Genomic DNA, 18,452 nt, shown 5'->3' on the forward strand with positions numbered 1-18,452 from the left:
ATTAACAGCCGGGCCCAACTCGAAAGTTCGGGAGGATGAAATCGTGGGTCGCGCGGCGATGACTCCGACCGCGGTGCGCGACCAGGTCGCCGAACTGCTGGGCGTCGACGCTGAGACGCTGGACCCCGACGCCGACCTGATCGCCTCCGGGCTGGACTCCATCCGGATGATGTCGCTGTCGGGCCGGTGGCGCCGGCAGGGCATCGACGTCGGGTTCGCCGCGCTGTCGCAGAACCCGACCATCAGCGCCTGGGCCCGACTGCTGGGGGACCGCGCACCCGGCGACTCGGCGCCCTCGCAACCGTCCGAGCAGCGCGATGGCGCCGATGAGAACCTCGACGAACCGTTCCCGCTGGCGCCGATCCAGCACGCGCTATGGCTGGGACGCAACGCCGAGCAGGCTCTCGGCGGGGTCGCGCCGCACCTCTATGTCGAGTTCGACTCCGTCGGCAGTGACATTGCGCCGGGCCTCTTCGGAGCTCGTACCTCGCCCCTCGAACCCGGCGGTGACATTGCGCCGGGCCTCTTCGGAGCTCGTACCTCGCCCCTCGAACCCGGCGGTGACATTGCGCCGGGCCTCTTCGGAGCTCGTACCTCGCCCCTCGAACCCGGCGGCGCCGTCGACCCGCAGCGGCTGCGGGTCGCAGCGGCCGCGCTGGCGCGGCGCCACCCCATGCTGCGGGTGCAGATCCTGCCCGACGGCCTGCAGCGCATCACCGATCGCAGCCTGCCGGTCACCATCAACGACCTGCGCGAACTGGACACCGCGACGGCCGACGCCCGGCTGGCCGAGATCCGGGACCGCAACTCTCACCAGATGCTCGACGGCGAGGTGCTGCAGATCTCCCTGTCCCTGCTGCCCGGCGGCCGGAGCCGGCTGCACGTCGACATGGACATGTCGGCGGCTGATGCGGTCAGCTACCGCAACTTCATGGCCGACCTGGCCGCGCTCTACAACGGCGCGCAGCTGCCCGACCTCGAATACACCTACCGGCAGTACCGCGCGGCGCTGACGGCCGAGAACGGCGTCCGGGACGCCGACCGGCAGTGGTGGGCCGAGCGCATCCCGACCCTGCCGGAACCACCGGCGCCGCCGCTGACCCCGGCCTCAGAACAAACCGACCCGCGCCGCACCGTCCGGCGCTGGCACTTCTTCACCGCCGAGCAGCGCGAGTCGCTGTTCACCGCCGCCCAGCGGCGCGGCGTCACCCCGGCCATGGCGATCGCCGGCTGCTACGCGGGCACCCTGGCCCGCTGGTCCACCAGCGAGCACTTCCTGCTCAACCTGCCGATGTTCGGCCGCGAGCCGTATCACCGCGACGTCGACAAACTCGTCGGCGACTTCACCACCTCGCTGATGCTCGACGTCGATCTCACCGACGCGGACACCCCCGCCCAGCGCGGCCGGGTGCTGCAGGAGTCCATGCGGGCCTCCGCCGCGCACTCCAGCTATTCGGGCCTGTCGGTGCTGCGCGACCTGACCCGGCTGCGCGGCGTCCCCGCGCTGGCGCCGTTCGTCTTCACCAGCGCCCTCGGCCTCGGCGACCTGTTCGCCGGTGAGGTCACCGACGCGTTCGGCGACTGCGTGTGGCACATCTCGCAGGGGCCGCAGGTGCTGCTCGACGCCCAGGCCACCCCGTTCGACGGCGGGCTGCTGATCAACTGGGACGTGCGCGAGGAGGCGTTCCGCTCCGGCGTGGCCGACGCCATGTTCGCCGACCACATCGCCGAGCTGACCCGGCTCGCCGCCGACGACGCCGCCTGGGACACCGCCGCGGGCTCGGCCGTCCCGGTCGGCCAGCAGGCCATCCGCGACGCGCTCAACAGCGTCGCACCCCGGCCCAGCGGTGATCGATTGCACGACGGGTTCTTCCGGGCGGCCCAGGCCCAGCCGGACGCGACCGCGGTGATCGGCGCCGGCGCCGAATGGACCTACCGGCAGCTGCGCGAGCAGGCGCTGGCGGTCTCGGCGACGCTGCGCCGCCGCGGCGTGCGCCCCGGCGACCTGGTGGCCGTGGTCGGCCCCAAGCATGCCGATCAGATCCCGGCGCTGTTGGGCGTGCACGCCGCAGGCGCGGCGTACCTGCCCATCGGCGCCGACCAGCCCACCGACCGCGCGGCCCGCATCCTGGTCGGCGCCGACGTCCGGCTGGTCCTGCGCTGCGGGGGCGAAGACGCTGCGGCGCAACCGGATTCGAGCCTGAACATTCCGACGCTGCGGGTCTGCGACGCCATCGCGGCCGGCCTGCCCGAGGCAGCCGACACCGAACCGGTGGCGACCGACCCGACCGGGTTGGCCTACGTGCTGTTCACCTCCGGCTCCACCGGTGAGCCCAAGGGCGTCGAGGTCAGCCACGACGCCGCGATGAACACCGTCGAGTTCATCAACCGGCACTTCCGGATCGGGCCGGACGACCGGGCGCTCGCGCTGTCCACGCTGGAAGGCGACATCAGCGTCCTGGACGTGTTCGGCATGCTCAGCGCGGGCGGGACCATCGTGATGGTCGAGGAGAACCAGCGCCGCGACCCCGACGCCTGGGTCGACCTGATCCAGGCGCGCCGAATCACCGTGCTGCACTGGCTGTCCGGCTGGCTGGAGATGCTGGTGGCGCTGAATCCGGTGGGCCGGATCGCGACCGTGCGGGTGGTTCCCACCGGTGGGGACTGGGTGCGCGCCGACATGGTCCGCGCGCTGCGCCGGCTGGCGCCCGGGGTACGGGTCGCCGGACTCGGTGGCGCCACCGAAACCGCCATCCACAACACCATCTGCGAACCCGGGGACCTGCCGCTGCAGTGGTCGGCCGTCCCGTTCGGCCGGCCGCTGCCCGGCAACGCCTGCCGGGTCGTCGCGGCCGACGGAACCGACTGCCCGGACTGGGTTCCCGGCGAACTCTGGGTGGGCGGGCGCGGAGTGGCCGACGGCTACCGCGGCCGACCGGACCTGACCGCGGAGAAGTTTGTGGTTCACGACTCGATTCGCTGGTACCGCACCGGGGACCTGGCGCGCTACCTGCCCAACGGCTCACTGGAGTTCATCGGACGCGCCGACCACCGGGTGAAGATCAGCGGCTACCGGGTCGAACTCGGCGAGGTCGAAGGCGCGCTGAACCGGATCAAGGCCGTCGACGGCGCGGTCGCCGCCGTCGTGCCCGCCGCCGGAGCGCGGGCCGGAGTCCGGCTGGCCGCGCTGGTCGCCGTCACCGATCCGGCCATGACCGCTGCGCAGCTGACCCGCGCGCTCGCGGGATTCGTTCCGCCGCACATGATTCCGGATGTCCTGGTGCTCACCGACGCGATCCCGTACGGCGTCGGCGGAAAGACCGACCGCAAGGCCGCCGAAGCGCTGCTCGCGCAGGAGGCGCGCCGGGCCGACGCCGAACCCGCCGCCGGGCGACGCGAACCCGCCACACCGCTGGAGGCCGCGTTGGCCGACATCTTCGCCGGCGCGCTGGGCGCCGACGCCGTCGGGCCCGACGACGACTTCTTCCACCTCGGCGGCGACTCGGTGCTGGCCACCGCCTTGGTGGCCAGGGTGCGGGACTGGCTGGACACCCCGACCGTGATGGTCGCCGACGTCTTCGCCGCCCGCACCGCGGCCGGACTGGCCGCGCTGCTGGCCGGCCGCGAACCCGATCCGACCCGGCTGGCCGACGTCGCCGAGGTGTACCTGGAGGTCGCCGCCATGGACGCCGGTCAGGTGTCCGCGGCCCTGGAAGCGGAGTGCCGATGACCGCAGCGCATCACGCCACCCTCAAACCCTGGGTGAAGCATTTCCCGCCATCTTCGAGCCCCGGCGAACCCGGCGCCGCCACCGTGCTGTTCCCGCACGCCGGGGGAGCGGCCACCGCCCTGCGGCCGCTGGCCACGGCGCTGTCCACCCAGGGCGCGGACACCTTCGTCATGCAGTACCCGCAGCGGGCCGACCGGTTGGCCGACCCCGCCCCGGAAACCCTCGAGGCGCTGGCCGACGAACTGTTCGCCGCCGCCGACTGGCGCCGGGCCGGAGCGCTTCGGCTGTTCGGCCACTGCATGGGCGCGCTGGTCGCCTTCGAATTCGCCCGTCGCGCCGAGAGCCAGGGCATCCCGGTGCCGGAAGTGTGGGTGTCGGCGGGCCAGGCGCCCTGGACGGTGGCCGGATCGCCGCCGGCGCCGCTGGCCGATCACGAGGTGCTCGCCGACATGGTGGACCTCGACGGCACCGACCCACGGCTGCTCGCCGACCCGGACTTCGTCGAGCTGCTGCTGATGGCGGTGCGGGCGGACTACTCCGCCTTCAACAACTACAGCTGCGACCGCAACGTCCGGATCGGCGCCGATGTGCACGCCCTCGGCGGCAGCGACGACCACCGGATCTCCGAAGACATGCTGCGCGGCTGGGAGTTCCACACCGACGGCGCGTTCACCTGCACCCTGTTCGACGGCGGCCACTTCTACATCAACGACCACATCGACACCGTGGCGGAGCTGATCGGCCGTGGCTAGCGCGAGCGATCACGACCCCGTCGTCATCGTCGGCATGGCGGTGGAAGGGCCCGGCGATGTCAGCACCCCCGACGAGTACTGGTCGCTGCTGAGCGGCGGGCGCGACGCGCTGACCCCGTTCCCGACCGACCGGGACTGGCCGGTCGCCGAACTGCTCGCCGGGTCGTTCCGCGACGGCTACACCCCGATCAGCAATCTCGGCGGATTCCTCTCCAGCGCAACGCACTTCGACCCCGGGTTCTTCGGCATCTCGCCGCGGGAGGCCGTCGCGATGGATCCGCAGCAACGACTCGCGCTCCGATTGGCCTGGCGCGCCGTGGAGAACAGCGGCGTCAACCCCGACGACCTGGCCGGCCACGACGTCGGCTGCTACATCGGCGCGTCGATGCTCGAATACGGCCCGCCGATGTCGGAGTACTCCGAGCACAGCGGGCACCTGCTGACCGGGACCTCGCTCGGGGTGATCTCCGGCCGGGTGGCCTACATCCTCGGGCTCGAAGGGCCCGCGCTGACCATCGACACCTCCTGCTCGTCGTCGCTGACCGCGCTGCACACCGCGGTGTCCGCGGTGCGGGCCGGTGACTGCGACCTCGCGCTGACCGGCGGCGTGGCGGTGCTCGGCGCCCCCGGCTACTTCGTCGAATTCGCCAAGCAGCACGCGCTGTCCGCCGACGGCCGCTGCCGCCCGTACAGCGCGCAGGCCGGCGGCACGGTGTGGGCCGAAGGCGGCGCGATGTTCCTGCTGCAACGGCGATCCGCCGCCGAGCGCGACGGCCGCCCGGTGCTGGCCGAGGTGCTGGCCTGCTGCCTGAACTCCGACGGGTCCACGCCCGGCCTCACCGCGCCCAGCGAATCCGCGCAGGCCCGGCTGTTCCAACGCGCGATGGACCGCGCCGGCGTCGCCCCGGAGGACGTCGACGTGGTCGAGGGCCACGGCACCGGCACCCGCCTCGGCGACCGCACCGAACTCCGGTCCCTGTCGGCCACCTACGGGGCCTGCGCGCCCGAGCGCGGGCCGGTGCTGGGATCGGTGAAATCCAATATCGGCCACGCCCAGGCGGCCGCCGGCGCGATGGGCCTGGCCAAGGTCCTGGTGTCCGCCGAACACGGGCAGATCCCGCCGACCCTGCACGCCGAGACGCCCAGCGACCACATCGACTGGGACGCACAGGGCCTTCGGCTGGCCCGCACGCTGACCGACTGGCCGGCCACCGCGGGACGGCGGATCGGCGCAGTCTCCGCGTTCGGCATGAGCGGCACCAACGCGCACACCATCCTCGCCATGCCCGATCGCCGACCCCGCGTGGAGGCGCTGTGCTGACCGGCCCCCGAACCCTGCCCGACGGCCGGAACCCGGTGCTGCTCAGCGCCCACGACGAATCGCTGCTCTCCGCCGACGCCGCCGCGCTGCTGAGGTTCCTGGACCGCGACCCGCGGCCGGTCGACGTCGCCGCGACGCTGCTGCGCACCCGGCGGATCCGCCGGCACCGGGTGCTGCTGCGCGCCGCCGACACCGCCGAACTCGCCGACGGGCTGCGCGCCGTCGTCGCCGGCGTCGCACACCCGCTGGTGGCCCGGTCATCGTCGGCCACCCGCCCGCGACGGGCCTTCGTGTTCCCCGGCCAGGGTGGCCAGTGGCCGGGCATGGGCGCCGATCTGTACGCCGAGCTGCCCGTCTACCGCGACGCCGCCGACCGCGCCGCGGCGGCCTTCACCGCCGCCGGCGCGGCCACCCCGCTGCCGTACCTGATCGCCGGCGATCAACCGCCTGAGGCCGAGCAGGTGGAGATCCAGGGCGCGCAATTCCTGCACGCAATCGCGCTGGCGGCCTCGTGGCGCGCGCACGGCGTCGAGCCCGACCTCGCCGTCGGGCACAGCCTCGGTGAGATCGCCGCCGCCTACCTCTGCGGCGCCATCGAACTGCCCGACGCGGTCGCCGCGGTCATCGCCCGGGCCCAGGCCGTGCAGGGCTTCCACGGCGGCTACGGCATGGCGGTGCTCGGCTGCTCCCCGGAGCGCGCCGAAGCGCTGATCGCCGACAGCTCGGGCTGGCTGGAGCTATCGGTGGTCAACTCGCCGTCCTCGGTGGTGGTTTCCGGAGACCGCGCGGCCGTCTCGGAACTGGTCGCCCGGGTGGCTGCCGACGGTGAATTCGTCCGCGAACTTGCCGTCGAATTCCCCGCGCACACCAGCCTGCTGGAACCCGTTGCCGCACAGATGATCAACCAGCTTCCCGACGCCCGGTTCGCCGCGCCGGCGATGCCGTTCATCGGGTCGGCGACCGGCGCCACGGTGAGTGCCGGCGCCGAGACCGCCGCGTACTGGGCGAACAATCTGCGCAGCACCGTGCGGTTCGACCGCGCCGCGCAATGCGCGATCGACCACGGCGCCGCGGCCTTCATCGAGATGTCCGCGCACCCGGCGCTGCTGACCGCGCTGGACCAACTCGCCGAGCACACCGCGGGGCCCTCGCCGCTGCTGCTCGGCTCCGGGCGGCGCGACACCGCGCCCATCGACGAACTGAGCGCCGGCATCGCCGCCGCCGCCCTCGCCGACCCCGAGCACCCGTGGCGCGAGCACCTCACCGGCGCCGAGACGCTGCTGCGCGGATTCCCCAACGCCCCGATGAAATCCGAGCACCACTGGCTGGCTCCCCGGGCCGCCACACCCGCCGCCGACATCACCGTCGCGGCCGAAACGTGGACACCCGAGGACACCACCGTCGCGCCCGCCGGCCTGCGCCGCGTCGCGGTAACCGGCCCGGGCGCCGACACCGCGCTGGCAGACCGGCTGCGGACCGCCCTGGACGGCCACCACGGCGTGCGGCTGACCCCGCCGGCCGACGCCGAACTCCTGCTGGTCATCGCGCCCGCGCTGGACCACCCGGACGTGATCCGCGCCGTCGAAGACCTCGTCACGCTGGTCGGCGCCGCGGGACTGGACTACCCGAACCAGATCGGCGCCGACTGCCGCGAGGTCTGCCTGCTGACCGTCGGCGGCCAACAGGTGGGCGAGGGCGAACCGGTCCCACTGCCCGCCCAGGCCGCGCTGGCGGGCATGCACCGCACCATCGGCTTCGACCACAACGACCAGACCTTCCGCTGCCTGGACCTGCCGTCCTGGGACTGCGACGACGACACCGCCGCCGCCGCGGTCGAGGCGCTGCTCAGCGACGCCGTCGAGATGGCCGTGCGCCCCGGGCGAACCGGACCGCAAGCCCACCGGCGCACCCTGACCGAGACCGCCCCGGCCCCCGCGCTGCGCCTCGACGACGGTCTCTTGGACAACGTCGTCATCACCGGTGGCGCCGGCGCGATCGGGATGCACTTCGCGCGGTACCTGGCCGCCCGCGGGGCCCGCCGCATCGTGCTGTTGAGCCGGCGCGGCGCGGACCCGGCGGCCATCGCCGAACTCACCGAGCGCAGCGGCGCCGCGGTGGTCGCGCCGCCGTGCGACATCACCGACGCCGACGCGGTCCGCTCGGTCGCCGCCGCCCACGCCGGCGACGGCGCCACCCTGCTGATCCACGCGGCCGCGGTCGCCACCCTCGGGACCGGGGGCCGGTTCACCGCCGACGAGTGCGCCGACACCTTCGGGGCGAAGGTCGTCGGCGGCGCCCGGATGGCCGAACTGTGGCCGCTGCGCCCGAACGCGCGAATGCTGTTGTGCTCCTCGGTGTCCGGCGTCTGGGGCGGCCGCGGCCATCCGGCCTACCCGGGCGCCAACCGGATGCTCGACGTGCTGGCCGGACAATTGCGCGCCAAGGACAAGCGGTGCGCGTCGATCCGCTGGGGGCTGTGGCAGGTCGAGGGCATCGCCGACGCCGCCGAGGTCGCCCAGATCGCCCGCTCCGGCCTGCGGCCCATGCCGCCGGCCGCCGCCATCGAAGCCGCCCTGCACGACCACCCGGGCGATCCGATCGTGATGGCCGCCGACGCGCAGCGACTCCGGGTGTTCGTCGACACCCGGCACGCCGAACCCGCCGGGCAACCCGACCCGACGGCCGACCTCGACGCCCCCGCCGCGGTGCGCGCCGAACTGTCCGCCGTGCTGCGGCTGGCCGACCCTGACGACGTCGACCTCGAGGCCTCGCTGTTCGACCTCGGCATCGACTCGCTGCTCGCGCTGGACCTGCGCAAACGGCTGGAACGGGCCACCGGGGGACGGGTCTCGCTGGCCGCGCTGCTCGGCGGCATGACCGGCGCCGGATTGATCGCAGAAGTGCGTCGCGCCGCGCAGCAAGCCGCGACGCCGGAGAAAGTGGAATCCTCGCGTGACTGAAACGACTGACCCGCGGCTGGAGCTGATGCGCCGCAGAATCGCCCAGCGCGGACTCGGCGCGGCAGCCGAACAACCCGCGGCGCCGGCCGACGCGCTCACCGACGGGCAGCGCCGGATGTGGTTCGTGCAATCGGTGGACCCCAGCGGCGCGCTGCTCAATGTTCCGGTGTCCTACCGGATCACCGGCGAGATCGACCTGGCGGCACTGCGCGCCGCGGTGAACGCGGTGGCGCGCCGCCATCCGGTGCTGCGCACCACCTACCGCGAGGACGCCGACGGAGACCCCGTCGCCACCGTCCACGACGACCTCACGCCGGGCTGGGCCGAACACGACCTGTCCGGGGCGTCCGCGCACGCCCGGAAACTGCGCCTGGAGGTCATCGCACAGCGGGCCTTCGCCGCGCCGTTCGACCTGAGGACCGACGCGCCACTGCGGATCACCATGGTGCGCCTCGGCGCCGACGAGCACGTCATGCTGCTGGTCGCCCACCACATCGCCTGGGACGACGCCTCCTGGCGGGTGTTCTTCGGCGACCTGACCCGCGCCTACACCGGCGCCGAGCTGACCCCGGCCCCCGCCCGGCCGGCGCGCCCGAGCACGCCGGAGAGCGCCGACGCGGACCTGGGGTACTGGCGCGAGGTGATGGCGAATCCGCCTGAGCCGCTGGAACTTCCCGGCCCCAACGGCTCGGCGGCGCCGACCAGCTGGCGCAGCGGACGCGCCGCGGTGACCCTGCCGAACCGGGCCGCCCAGCGGATCGCCGAACTGGCCCGGGAGACCGCCGCCACCCCGTACATGGTGATGCTCGCGCTGTTCGGCGCGCTGACCCACCGATACACCCACAGCGACGATTTCCTGGTCGCCGCCCCGGTCATCAACCGCGACGCCGACACCGCGGACGTCATCGGCTACTACGGCAACTCCGTGGTGATGCGACTGCGCCCCGAGCCGACCATGACCTTCCGTGCGCTGCTGGCCCAGACCCGGGAGACCGCGATCGGCGCGTTCAGCCACCAGCGGGTCAACCTCGACCGGGTGGTGCGCGAACTCAACGTCGACCGCCGGCACGGCGCCGAACGGCTCACCCGAGTCAGCTTCGGCTTCCGCGAACTCGACGGCGACGGCTTCTGCCCGCCCGGGGTGACCTGCCGGCGCGCCGAACTGCGCGGCCACCTCACCCAACTGCCGCTGGAGCTGATGGTCGAGTTCGGCGCCGACGGCGGCGTGCTCATCGAAGCCGAGCACCTGATCGAGATCCTCACCCCGGCCATGGCCCGCCAGCTGCTGGACCATTTCGCGGTCCTCATCGACGACGCGCTGAGCCGGCCGGACGAGCCGCTGAACCGGCTGCGGTTGATGGACGACGAGGAATCTGCCTGGCTGCGCGAGGTCTCCAACGGCGAGGCGTTCGAGACCCCCGCCGCCACCCTGGTCGACCTGATCGAGGCGCAGGCGCAGCGCACCCCGGATGCCGTCGCGATGGTCTACGAGGGCCGGCACTACAGCTACCGCGAGGTCAACGAGGCGGCGAATCGGTTGGCGCACTGGCTGATCGGGGCGGGCATCGGGACCGAGGACCGCGTCGCGGTGCTGCTGGACAAGTCGCCGGAACTGGTCGTCACCGCGCTCGGCGTGGTCAAATCCGGCGCGGTGTACCTGCCCGTCGACCCGACCTACCCGCAGGACCGACTGGACTTCATCCTCGCCGACTGCGACGCCAAACTGGTCATCCGGGAATCCGGCGTCGGCGAGCTCGATGGGTTTCCCGCCCACAACCCCACCGACGCCGACCGGGTGCGCCCGCTGGGCCCGGGCAACACCGCGTACCTGATCTACACCTCCGGCACCACCGGCCAGCCCAAGGGCGTCCCGGTGCCGCACCGCCCGATCTCGGAGTACTTCGTCTGGTTCAAGGGCGACTACCAGGTCGACGCCGGTGACCGGATGCTGCAGGTCGCCTCGCCGAGCTTCGACATCTCGCTGGCCGAGGTGTTCGGCATCCTGGCCTGCGGGGCGCGGGTCGTCGTGCACAAGCCGGGCGGGCTCAACGACATCGGCTACCTCACCAACCTGCTGCGCGACGAGGGCATCACCGCGATGCACTTCGTGCCGTCCCTGCTCGGGCTGTTCCTGTCGCTGCCCGGCGTCAACCAGTGGCGAACCCTGGAGCGGGTGCCGATCGGCGGCGAGCCGTTGCCCGGCGAGGTCGCCGACCGCTTCCACGCGACCTTCGACGCCATGCTGCACAACTTCTACGGGCCCACCGAGGCGGTGATCAACGCCAGCCGGTTCAAGGTCGAAGGCAAGCAGGGCACCCGCATCGTGCCGATCGGCACACCCAAGATCAACACCGCCATGTACCTGCTCGACGATTCCCTGCAGCCCGTCCCGGTCGGAGTGATCGGCGAGATCTACATCGGCGGAACGCATGTCGCGCACGGCTACCACCGTCGGCCCGGACTGACCGCGGAACGTTTCGTCGCCGACCCGTTCGTCGCGGGCGCCCGGATGTACCGGTCCGGGGACCTGGCCCGCCGCAACGCCGACGGCGACATCGAGTTCGTCGGACGGGCCGACGAACAGGTGAAGATCCGCGGGTTCCGCATCGAACTGGGGGACGTCGCGTCCGCGATCTCGGTCGACCCCAGCGTCGGGCAGGCAGTGGTGCTGGTCAGCGAACTGCCGCGGCTCGGCAAGAGTCTGGTCGGTTACCTCACCCCGGTCGCCGGCCAGCGCGTCGAGGACGTCGACGTCGAGCGCATCCGCGCGCGGGTCGCCGCCGCGCTGCCGGAATACATGGCGCCCGCCGGATACGTTGTGGTGGAAGAGATTCCGTTGACCAACCACGGCAAGATCGACCGCAGCGCGCTGCCGGACCCGCAGATCAGCTCCGGCGCGGCGTACCGCGACCCCGGCAACGACACCGAAGTGCGGCTGGCCGGCATCTTCGCCGACCTGCTCGGCCGGGACGCCGGCGCCGTCGGCGCCGACGATTCCTTCTTCGACCTCGGCGGTCACTCGCTGCTGGCGACCCGGCTGGTCGCCGCGGTGCGGGCCGGCTGCGGCGTCGAGATCGGGGTCCGCGAGGTCTTCGAACACCCGACCGTCGCCGAACTGGCCCGGCACATCGACACCCTCGCCCTCGCCGGTCCGGTCTCGCCGCGGCCCGCGCTCGGCGCGGGCGCCGCCGACGGTCCCGCGCCGCTGTCCTCGGCGCAGCTGCGCAGCTGGTTCGCCTACCGGATCGAGGGCCGCAGCACCGTCGGCAATATCCCGTTCGCCGCGCGGTTGAGCGGCCCGTGCGACCTCGACGCGTTGCGTCGGGCGATCGGCGACGTGGTGGCCCGCCACGAGATCCTGCGCACCACCTACCGCGAGGTCGACGGTGGTGTCCCGCACCAGGTCATCCACCCCGCCGCCGCCGCCGGGTTCGACGAGCGAGGGACGAGCGAGGAAGAGGCCCGGCGCGTTGACAGCGCCATGGAGGTGCGCGTCGAGCGTTGCGCCGACCTGGACGCGGCCATGGCGGCGCTGGACGCGCAGCGCCGGCACGCCTTCGACCTGGAGAACGAATGGCCGATCCGGGCCGCGATCTTCCCGGCGGGACAGGGCCAGACGGTGGTGTCCCTGCTGGTGCATCACATCGCCGGCGACCACTGGTCGGCGGGCGTGCTGTTCACCGACCTGCTCACCGCCTATCGATCCCGCGTCAATCAGCAGCCCCCGCACTGGGAGCCGCTGCCGATCCAATACCGCGACTACGGCGCCTGGCAGGCCGAGCTGCTCGCCGAGGACGCCGGCGTCGCCGAACCGCAACGCGACTACTGGCGACGCCAACTGGCCGCGGCGCCCGCCGAGACCGGGCTGCGCCCGGACTTTCCCCGGCCCCCGGTGCCCACCGGCAAGGCCGAAACGGTCGAGTTCGAACTCGACGCGCAGATCCGCCAGCAACTGCTGGAGCTGGCCCGCGGCGAGAACGCGACCGAGTTCATGTTGCTGCAGGCAGCAGTCGCGGTGGTGCTGAGCAAGGCCGGCAGCGGCGACGACGTGCTCGTCGGCACCCCGGTCGCCGGGCGCGGCGAATCCGAGCTGGACCAGCTGATCGGCTTCTTCGTCAATATCCTGGCGCTGCGCAACGACCTGCGCGGCAATCCCACCCTGCGCCAGATACTGGACCGCGCACGGGATATGGCGCTGGCGGCGTATGAGAACCAGGACCTGCCGTTCGACCAGGTGGTGGACGCGGTCCGGCCGGAGCGGACGCTGTCGCGCAACCCGTTCTTCCAGGTGGTCGTGCACGTGCGCGACGAAGCCCCGGTCGACCGGGTGCTGACCAGCGGACCCGACGGGGACACCACCTTCACCGCGCTGGAGCCGGTGTTCGACGTCGCGCACGCCGACGTGTCGCTGGCCTTCTTCGTCAGCACTGCGGGATACCGCGGACTCATCGGTTACCGGCCCGAACTGTACGAACGCGCCACCGTGCAACGCTTCGCCGGCTGGCTGACCCGGGTGCTGCGCGCCTTCGCCGCTGACCCCGACATCACGCTCGCGGACCTGTCGATCGCCGACGCCGACGAACAACGGCAGATCCTCGAAGAGTTCAGCGGCGCACCGGGCGCGGGCGGGTACGTTCTCGACGAGACGTTGCGGCCCACCCCGATCGGGGTGGTCGGCGAGCTGTACGTCGGCGGCGTGCTGGCCGACGGCCGATACCCCGACGCCGCAACCACCGCGATCCGGATCGTCGCCGATCCCGTTGGCGGACAACCCGGTTCCCGGCTGCTGCGCACCGGAACGCAGGCCCGCTGGCGCGCCGACGGCGTCCTGGAACACCTCGGCGCGGTGGCCCTGGCGACAGTGACGCCCGCGGCCGGACCGGTGGCCTTCGAAGCGCCGGTGACCGACACCGAACGCCTGCTGGCCGAGCTGCTCGGCGAACTCGTGGACGCCGACCGGGTCGGACGCCGCGATGAGTTCTTCGCCCTCGGCGGCGACAGCATCCTGGCCGTCCAACTGGCATCCCGGGCCCGCGACGCCGGGCTGGCGCTCACCGCGCGGATGGTGTTCGAGCACCCGGTGCTGGCCGCTCTGGCCGACGCGGTCGATGCCGCCGACCCCGACGGGCAGGCCGGCGACATTCACCACCCGCCGATGAGCGCCTCGGGCCTGTCGGAGCACGAGCTGGCCGAACTCGCCTCGGTGTGGGCGGATTCCGGAGCCGAGCTGTCGTGACCTCGACCGACACGCAGACCGCCGGAGCGCAGCGCGCGCCGGCGATCGAGGATGTCCTCGCGCTGAGCCCTTTGCAACTCGGGCTCTACTCCATGGCGGCGCTGTCCGACGGCGACACCGGTCGCGCCGATCCGTACATCATCGCGATGGCCGCCGACATCGACGGCGCGCTGGACGTCGACCTGTTGCGAAACTGCGCCACCGCCATGCTGGTCCGCCACCCCAACCTGCGGGCCGCTTTCTTCCGCGGCGATCTCCGCAAACCCGTGCAGGTCATCCCGAGGCAGGTGCGGCTGCCCTGGCGGCACATCACCGCGCCCGACCGCGACACCGCGCTGCGGTTGGAGGCCCAGGACCGTCGCCGGCCATTCGACCTGGCCCGCGGCCCCGCCATCCGGTTCCTGCTCGTCGAACTGCCCGACGGCCACTGGCGGCTCGCGGTGGTCGCCCACCACATCGTCATCGACGGCTGGTCACTGCCGCTGTTCGTCGGCGAACTCATCGCGCTCTACCAATCCGGCGCCGACGCCGCCGCGCTGCCGCCCGCGCCGCGGCCGTACCGCGACTACATCGGCTGGCTGGCAGGGCGCGATGAGCAGCAGAGCCTCGCGCTGTGGCGGTCGCACCTGGACGGGCTGGCCGAGCCGACCCTGCTCACCCCCGCGCTGACCTCCGCCGAACCCGCGCCCGGCCTCCCCGTTCGCGCCGAAGTGCGCCTCGACGAGGCGGCCACCGCGTCGCTGGTGGCGGCCGCCCGGGCGCGCGGCGTCACGGTCAACACCCTGGTGCAGCTGGCCTGGGCGCTGATCCTGTCGTCCTGTGTCGGCCGCAGCGACGTGGTGTTCGGAGTGACCGTGTCGGGCCGGCCCGGTGAGATCACCGGCGTCGAGTCGATGATCGGGCTGTTCATCAACACCGTCCCGCTGCGGGTGCGGCTGGACCCCGCCGCCACCGTCGGGCAGTCCTGCCTGGCCCTGCAGCGCGAGGCCGCGGCGCTGCGCGACCACAGCTACCTGTCGCACACCGACCTGCGGGCGCTGGCCGGCGTCGGCGAGATGTTCGACACCCTGCTGGTCTACGAGAACTTCCCGCCGGGCGGGCTGGTCGGCGGCGGATCGTTCACCGTGGGCGGCGCCACCTTCGCGCCCGCCGCGTTGGAGAGCCTGGCGCACTTTCCGGTCACCATCGCCGCGCACTTGGCCGGCGACCGACTCACCGTGCTGGTGGAATCCCTGCCCGGCGCCCTCGGCGAGATGAGCCGAGAAAGCCTCGGGCGTCGCGTCGTCGACGTCGTCGGCCGGCTGCTCGACGGCTGGGACGCCCCGCTGCGCGACGTCAGCCTGCTGGCCGACGGCGAGTCGCCGGCGCCCCGCACACCCGCGGAGATGGACGCCGCCGGATCCCCGGCCATCCACCTGCGCTTCGCCGAGATCGCCGCGGCGCGCAGCGATCAGGTGGCGCTGACCTTCGACGGCGGGTCGATGAGCTACGGCGAACTCGACCGCGCCGCCGACCTGCTGGCCGCCGACCTGCTGGACCGGGGGGTGCGTCCCGAGCAGCCGGTGGCGATCGTCCTCGGCCGCGGGCCGCGCTACGTGGTCGCGATGCTCGCGGTGCTCAAGGCCGGCGCGATGATCGTCCCGCTTGAGCCCGGCATGCCCGCCGACCGGATCGCCGACATCCTCGCCCAGTGCGGCGCGCAACTGGTGATCGACGAGAGCTGGCCCCTCAGCACCACAGATCTGGGCGACTACCGTCCCGTTCGCACCGCGCCGGATGCCGCCGCCTACGCCGTGTTCACCTCCGGAACCACCGGAAAACCCAAGGGCGTCATCGGAACTCACCGCGCCGTGCTGGCGTACGCGGTCGACCACGCCGCGCACGTGCTGCGCCCGGCCGCCGACCGGCTGGGCCGTCCGCTGCGCATCGCGCACGGCTGGTCGTTCACCTTCGACGCGGCCTGGCAGCCGCTGGCCGGCCTGCTCGACGGCCACAGCGTGCACATCATCGGCGACGACATCCAGCGCGACGCCGAGAAACTCGTCGACACCATCGACGAGCGCCGGATCGACCTCATCGACACCACCCCGTCGATGTTCGCCCAGCTGCACGCCGCCGGACTGCTCACCCGCGTCCCGCTGCCGGTGCTGGCCCTCGGCGGGGAAGCCATCGGAACGTCGACCTGGGCCGCGATCCGGGACGCCTGCGCGCGCGCCGGGATGACGGCCTACAACTGCTACGGGCCCACCGAGACCACCGTGGAGGCCGTGGTCGCCGAGATCCACTGCGTCGACCATCCGGTGATCGGCTCGCCGACCGGCGGCACCGGGGCCGCGGTCCTGGATTCCTGGCTGCGCCCGGTCCCCGACGGGGCGGCCGGCGAGCTGTACCTGTCCGGGGACCAGCTGACCCGCGGTTACCTGGGCCGGGCGGGGGAGACCTCGACCCGCTACGTCGCCGACCCGACCCGCCCGGGACAGCGGATGTATCGCACCGGCGATTTGGCGCGCCGCGGCGCCGACGGGTCCCTGCGCTATCTCGGCCGCAGCGACGAACAGGTCAAGATCCGCGGCTACCGCGTCGAACCGGGCGAGGTCGTCGCCGTGCTGATGACCCACCCGGAGGTGCGCGCCGCGCACGTCGCGGTGCGCCGCTACCGCAGCGGGCCCCGGCTGGTCGCCTACCTGGACACCGGCGACGCGAACCCGTCGGTCGCCGAGATCCGCGACATGCTGAGCTCGCGGCTGCCGAGATACCTGGTCCCGCACCGCATTCTGACGCTGGACGGGCTGCCGCTGACCGTCAACGGCAAGGTCGACGACCGCGCGCTGGCCGCCCTCGACGGGACCGAGGACTCCGGATCCGGCGCGGCCCCGGAAACCGACACCGAGAAGGCGCTGGCGGAGATCGTCGCCGAGTTGCTGGAAGCGCCGTCGGTCGACGTCACCGCCGAACTGCTGTCGCTGGGCTTGGACAGCATCGTGGCGCTGTCGGTGGTCCAGGCGGCGCGTCGGCGCGGCATCCCGGTGCGGGCCCGGCTGCTGCTGGAATGCGACTCGATCCGCGACCTCGCCGCCGCCATCGACGAGGAGGACACCGCGCACGCCGACCCGACCCCGGCGCCGGCGGCGCAAGGCAGTGTTGACGCGCCGGGCCTCTTCCTCGCTCGTTCCTCGCTCGTCGAACCCGGCGGCGGCCCGATCCCGGCGCTGCCCAACGCGCGCTGGCTCTACCAGTACGGCGATCCGCGCCGGCTGGTCCAGACCGAGGCGATCCGACTGCCCAACGGCGTCACCGGCGATCAGCTGCGCGCTCTGCTGGCCGCCGCGGCCGACGCGCACGAGGTGCTGCGCTGCCGCTACGACCCGGGCGCCGCCACCCTGATCCCGGACGCCGACGGCCCGCAACTGCGCGAGGTGGAGGTCACCGGTGACCTGGGCGCCGCGGTCGCCGAGGCGACCCGGGCCGCGGTGGAGGACCTCGACCCGGTGGCGGGCCGGCTGCTCATCCCGATCTGGCTGCGCGGGTCCGGGCACAGCGTGCTGGTGCTCACCGGGCACGTGCTGGCGCTGGACCCGGCGTCCTGGCGGATCCTGATCGCCGAACTCGACGCCGGCTGGCACGCGCTGGCAGGGGGCGGTGCGGCCCGGCCGGTCCGGGAACGCACCAGTTACCGGCAGTGGTCGACGCTGCTCGGTGAGCGCGCCCGGCAACTGGACTCGGTGGACTTCTGGGCCGGCCAACTCGACGGCCCCGACCCTGCCCTGGGCGCCCGCAGGCTGCGCCCGGACACCGACCGCGCGGCCGAGCTACGCGTCACGGTGTCCATCAGCGACCCACAGCTCAGCGCCGCGCTGCTGGCGAATCCGGGGGAGATCACCGACCGGCTGGCCAGGGCCGCGGCGATCATGATCATGAGATGGCGGGCCCGGCGCGGCGAGGCGACCCCGACCCCGCTGCTGGCGGTGGAAACCCACGGCCGGGCCGACGCCGTCGTCGACCCGGACGGGGCGACCGACACCGCCGAAACCCTCGGCCTGCTCAGCGCCATCTACCCGGTCCGCGTCTCGCCGGTCGACGGGATGCCCGAAATCCCCGGTGACGGCATCGATTACGGCCTGCTCCGCTATCTGCGGGACGACACCGCGCAGCGGCTCGCGGCGCTCCCGGAGCCGCAGCTGATGCTGAACTACCTGGGCCGCACCGAGATCGGCCGCGGCGGCGCGGCCACCCAGGACCGCAGCCTGCTGGCCGGGGCGTCGCTCATTCCGGAGCCCAACCTCGCGGTGCGCCACGAACTGACCATCATCGCCGCCGTCATGCTCGACCCGGCGGGCTCCGGCGAGCCGGTGCTGGCGACCCAATGGCGTTGGCTGCCCGAGATTTTCACCGACGACGACATCGCCGTCATGCAGCAACTGTGGCAGGAGGCACTGTCATGAAAGGCGCACTG

Annotated in this window: 6 protein-coding genes; all 6 read left to right on the forward strand. The window is 72.9% G+C overall.

Annotated elements, in window-relative coordinates; genetic code table 11:
* The first annotated feature begins 58 nt into the window (after positions 1-58).
* Genes L2Z93_RS06215 through L2Z93_RS06240 form a run of 6 tightly spaced genes read left to right on the forward strand, consistent with a single transcriptional unit; the run spans position 59 to position 18,441 of the window.
* A complete protein-coding gene (locus L2Z93_RS06215) occupies positions 59-3,730 on the forward strand; it encodes a non-ribosomal peptide synthetase (RefSeq protein WP_109395678.1) in 3,672 nt (1,223 codons plus the stop codon).
* Positions 3,727-4,482 (forward strand): thioesterase II family protein, encoded by a 756-nt coding sequence (locus L2Z93_RS06220; protein WP_090592658.1) that lies wholly within the window; start codon positions 3,727-3,729, stop codon positions 4,480-4,482. Before L2Z93_RS06215 ends, L2Z93_RS06220 begins: the two co-directional genes overlap by 4 nt.
* The gene (locus tag L2Z93_RS06225; protein WP_260575509.1) at positions 4,475-5,803 is read left to right on the forward strand and encodes a beta-ketoacyl [acyl carrier protein] synthase domain-containing protein; all 1,329 of its coding nucleotides are present in this window, start codon (positions 4,475-4,477) and stop codon (positions 5,801-5,803) included. Before L2Z93_RS06220 ends, L2Z93_RS06225 begins: the two co-directional genes overlap by 8 nt.
* Entirely contained in the window at positions 5,800-8,763 is a 2,964-nt protein-coding gene (mbtD, locus tag L2Z93_RS06230) for a mycobactin polyketide synthase MbtD (protein ID WP_090592650.1), read from the forward strand. The genes L2Z93_RS06225 and mbtD overlap by 4 nt, the downstream gene beginning before the upstream one ends.
* Positions 8,756-13,999, forward strand: coding sequence for a non-ribosomal peptide synthetase (locus tag L2Z93_RS06235; RefSeq protein ID WP_370745924.1), 5,244 nt, complete (start codon positions 8,756-8,758; stop codon positions 13,997-13,999). The genes mbtD and L2Z93_RS06235 overlap by 8 nt, the downstream gene beginning before the upstream one ends.
* Positions 13,996-18,441 (forward strand): non-ribosomal peptide synthetase, encoded by a 4,446-nt coding sequence (locus L2Z93_RS06240; protein ID WP_090592647.1) that lies wholly within the window; start codon positions 13,996-13,998, stop codon positions 18,439-18,441. The genes L2Z93_RS06235 and L2Z93_RS06240 overlap by 4 nt, the downstream gene beginning before the upstream one ends.
* Positions 18,442-18,452: the final 11 nt, after the last annotated feature.

The sequence above is a fragment of the Mycolicibacterium brumae genome (assembly GCF_025215495.1).
GTDB lineage: Bacteria > Actinomycetota > Actinomycetes > Mycobacteriales > Mycobacteriaceae > Mycobacterium > Mycobacterium brumae.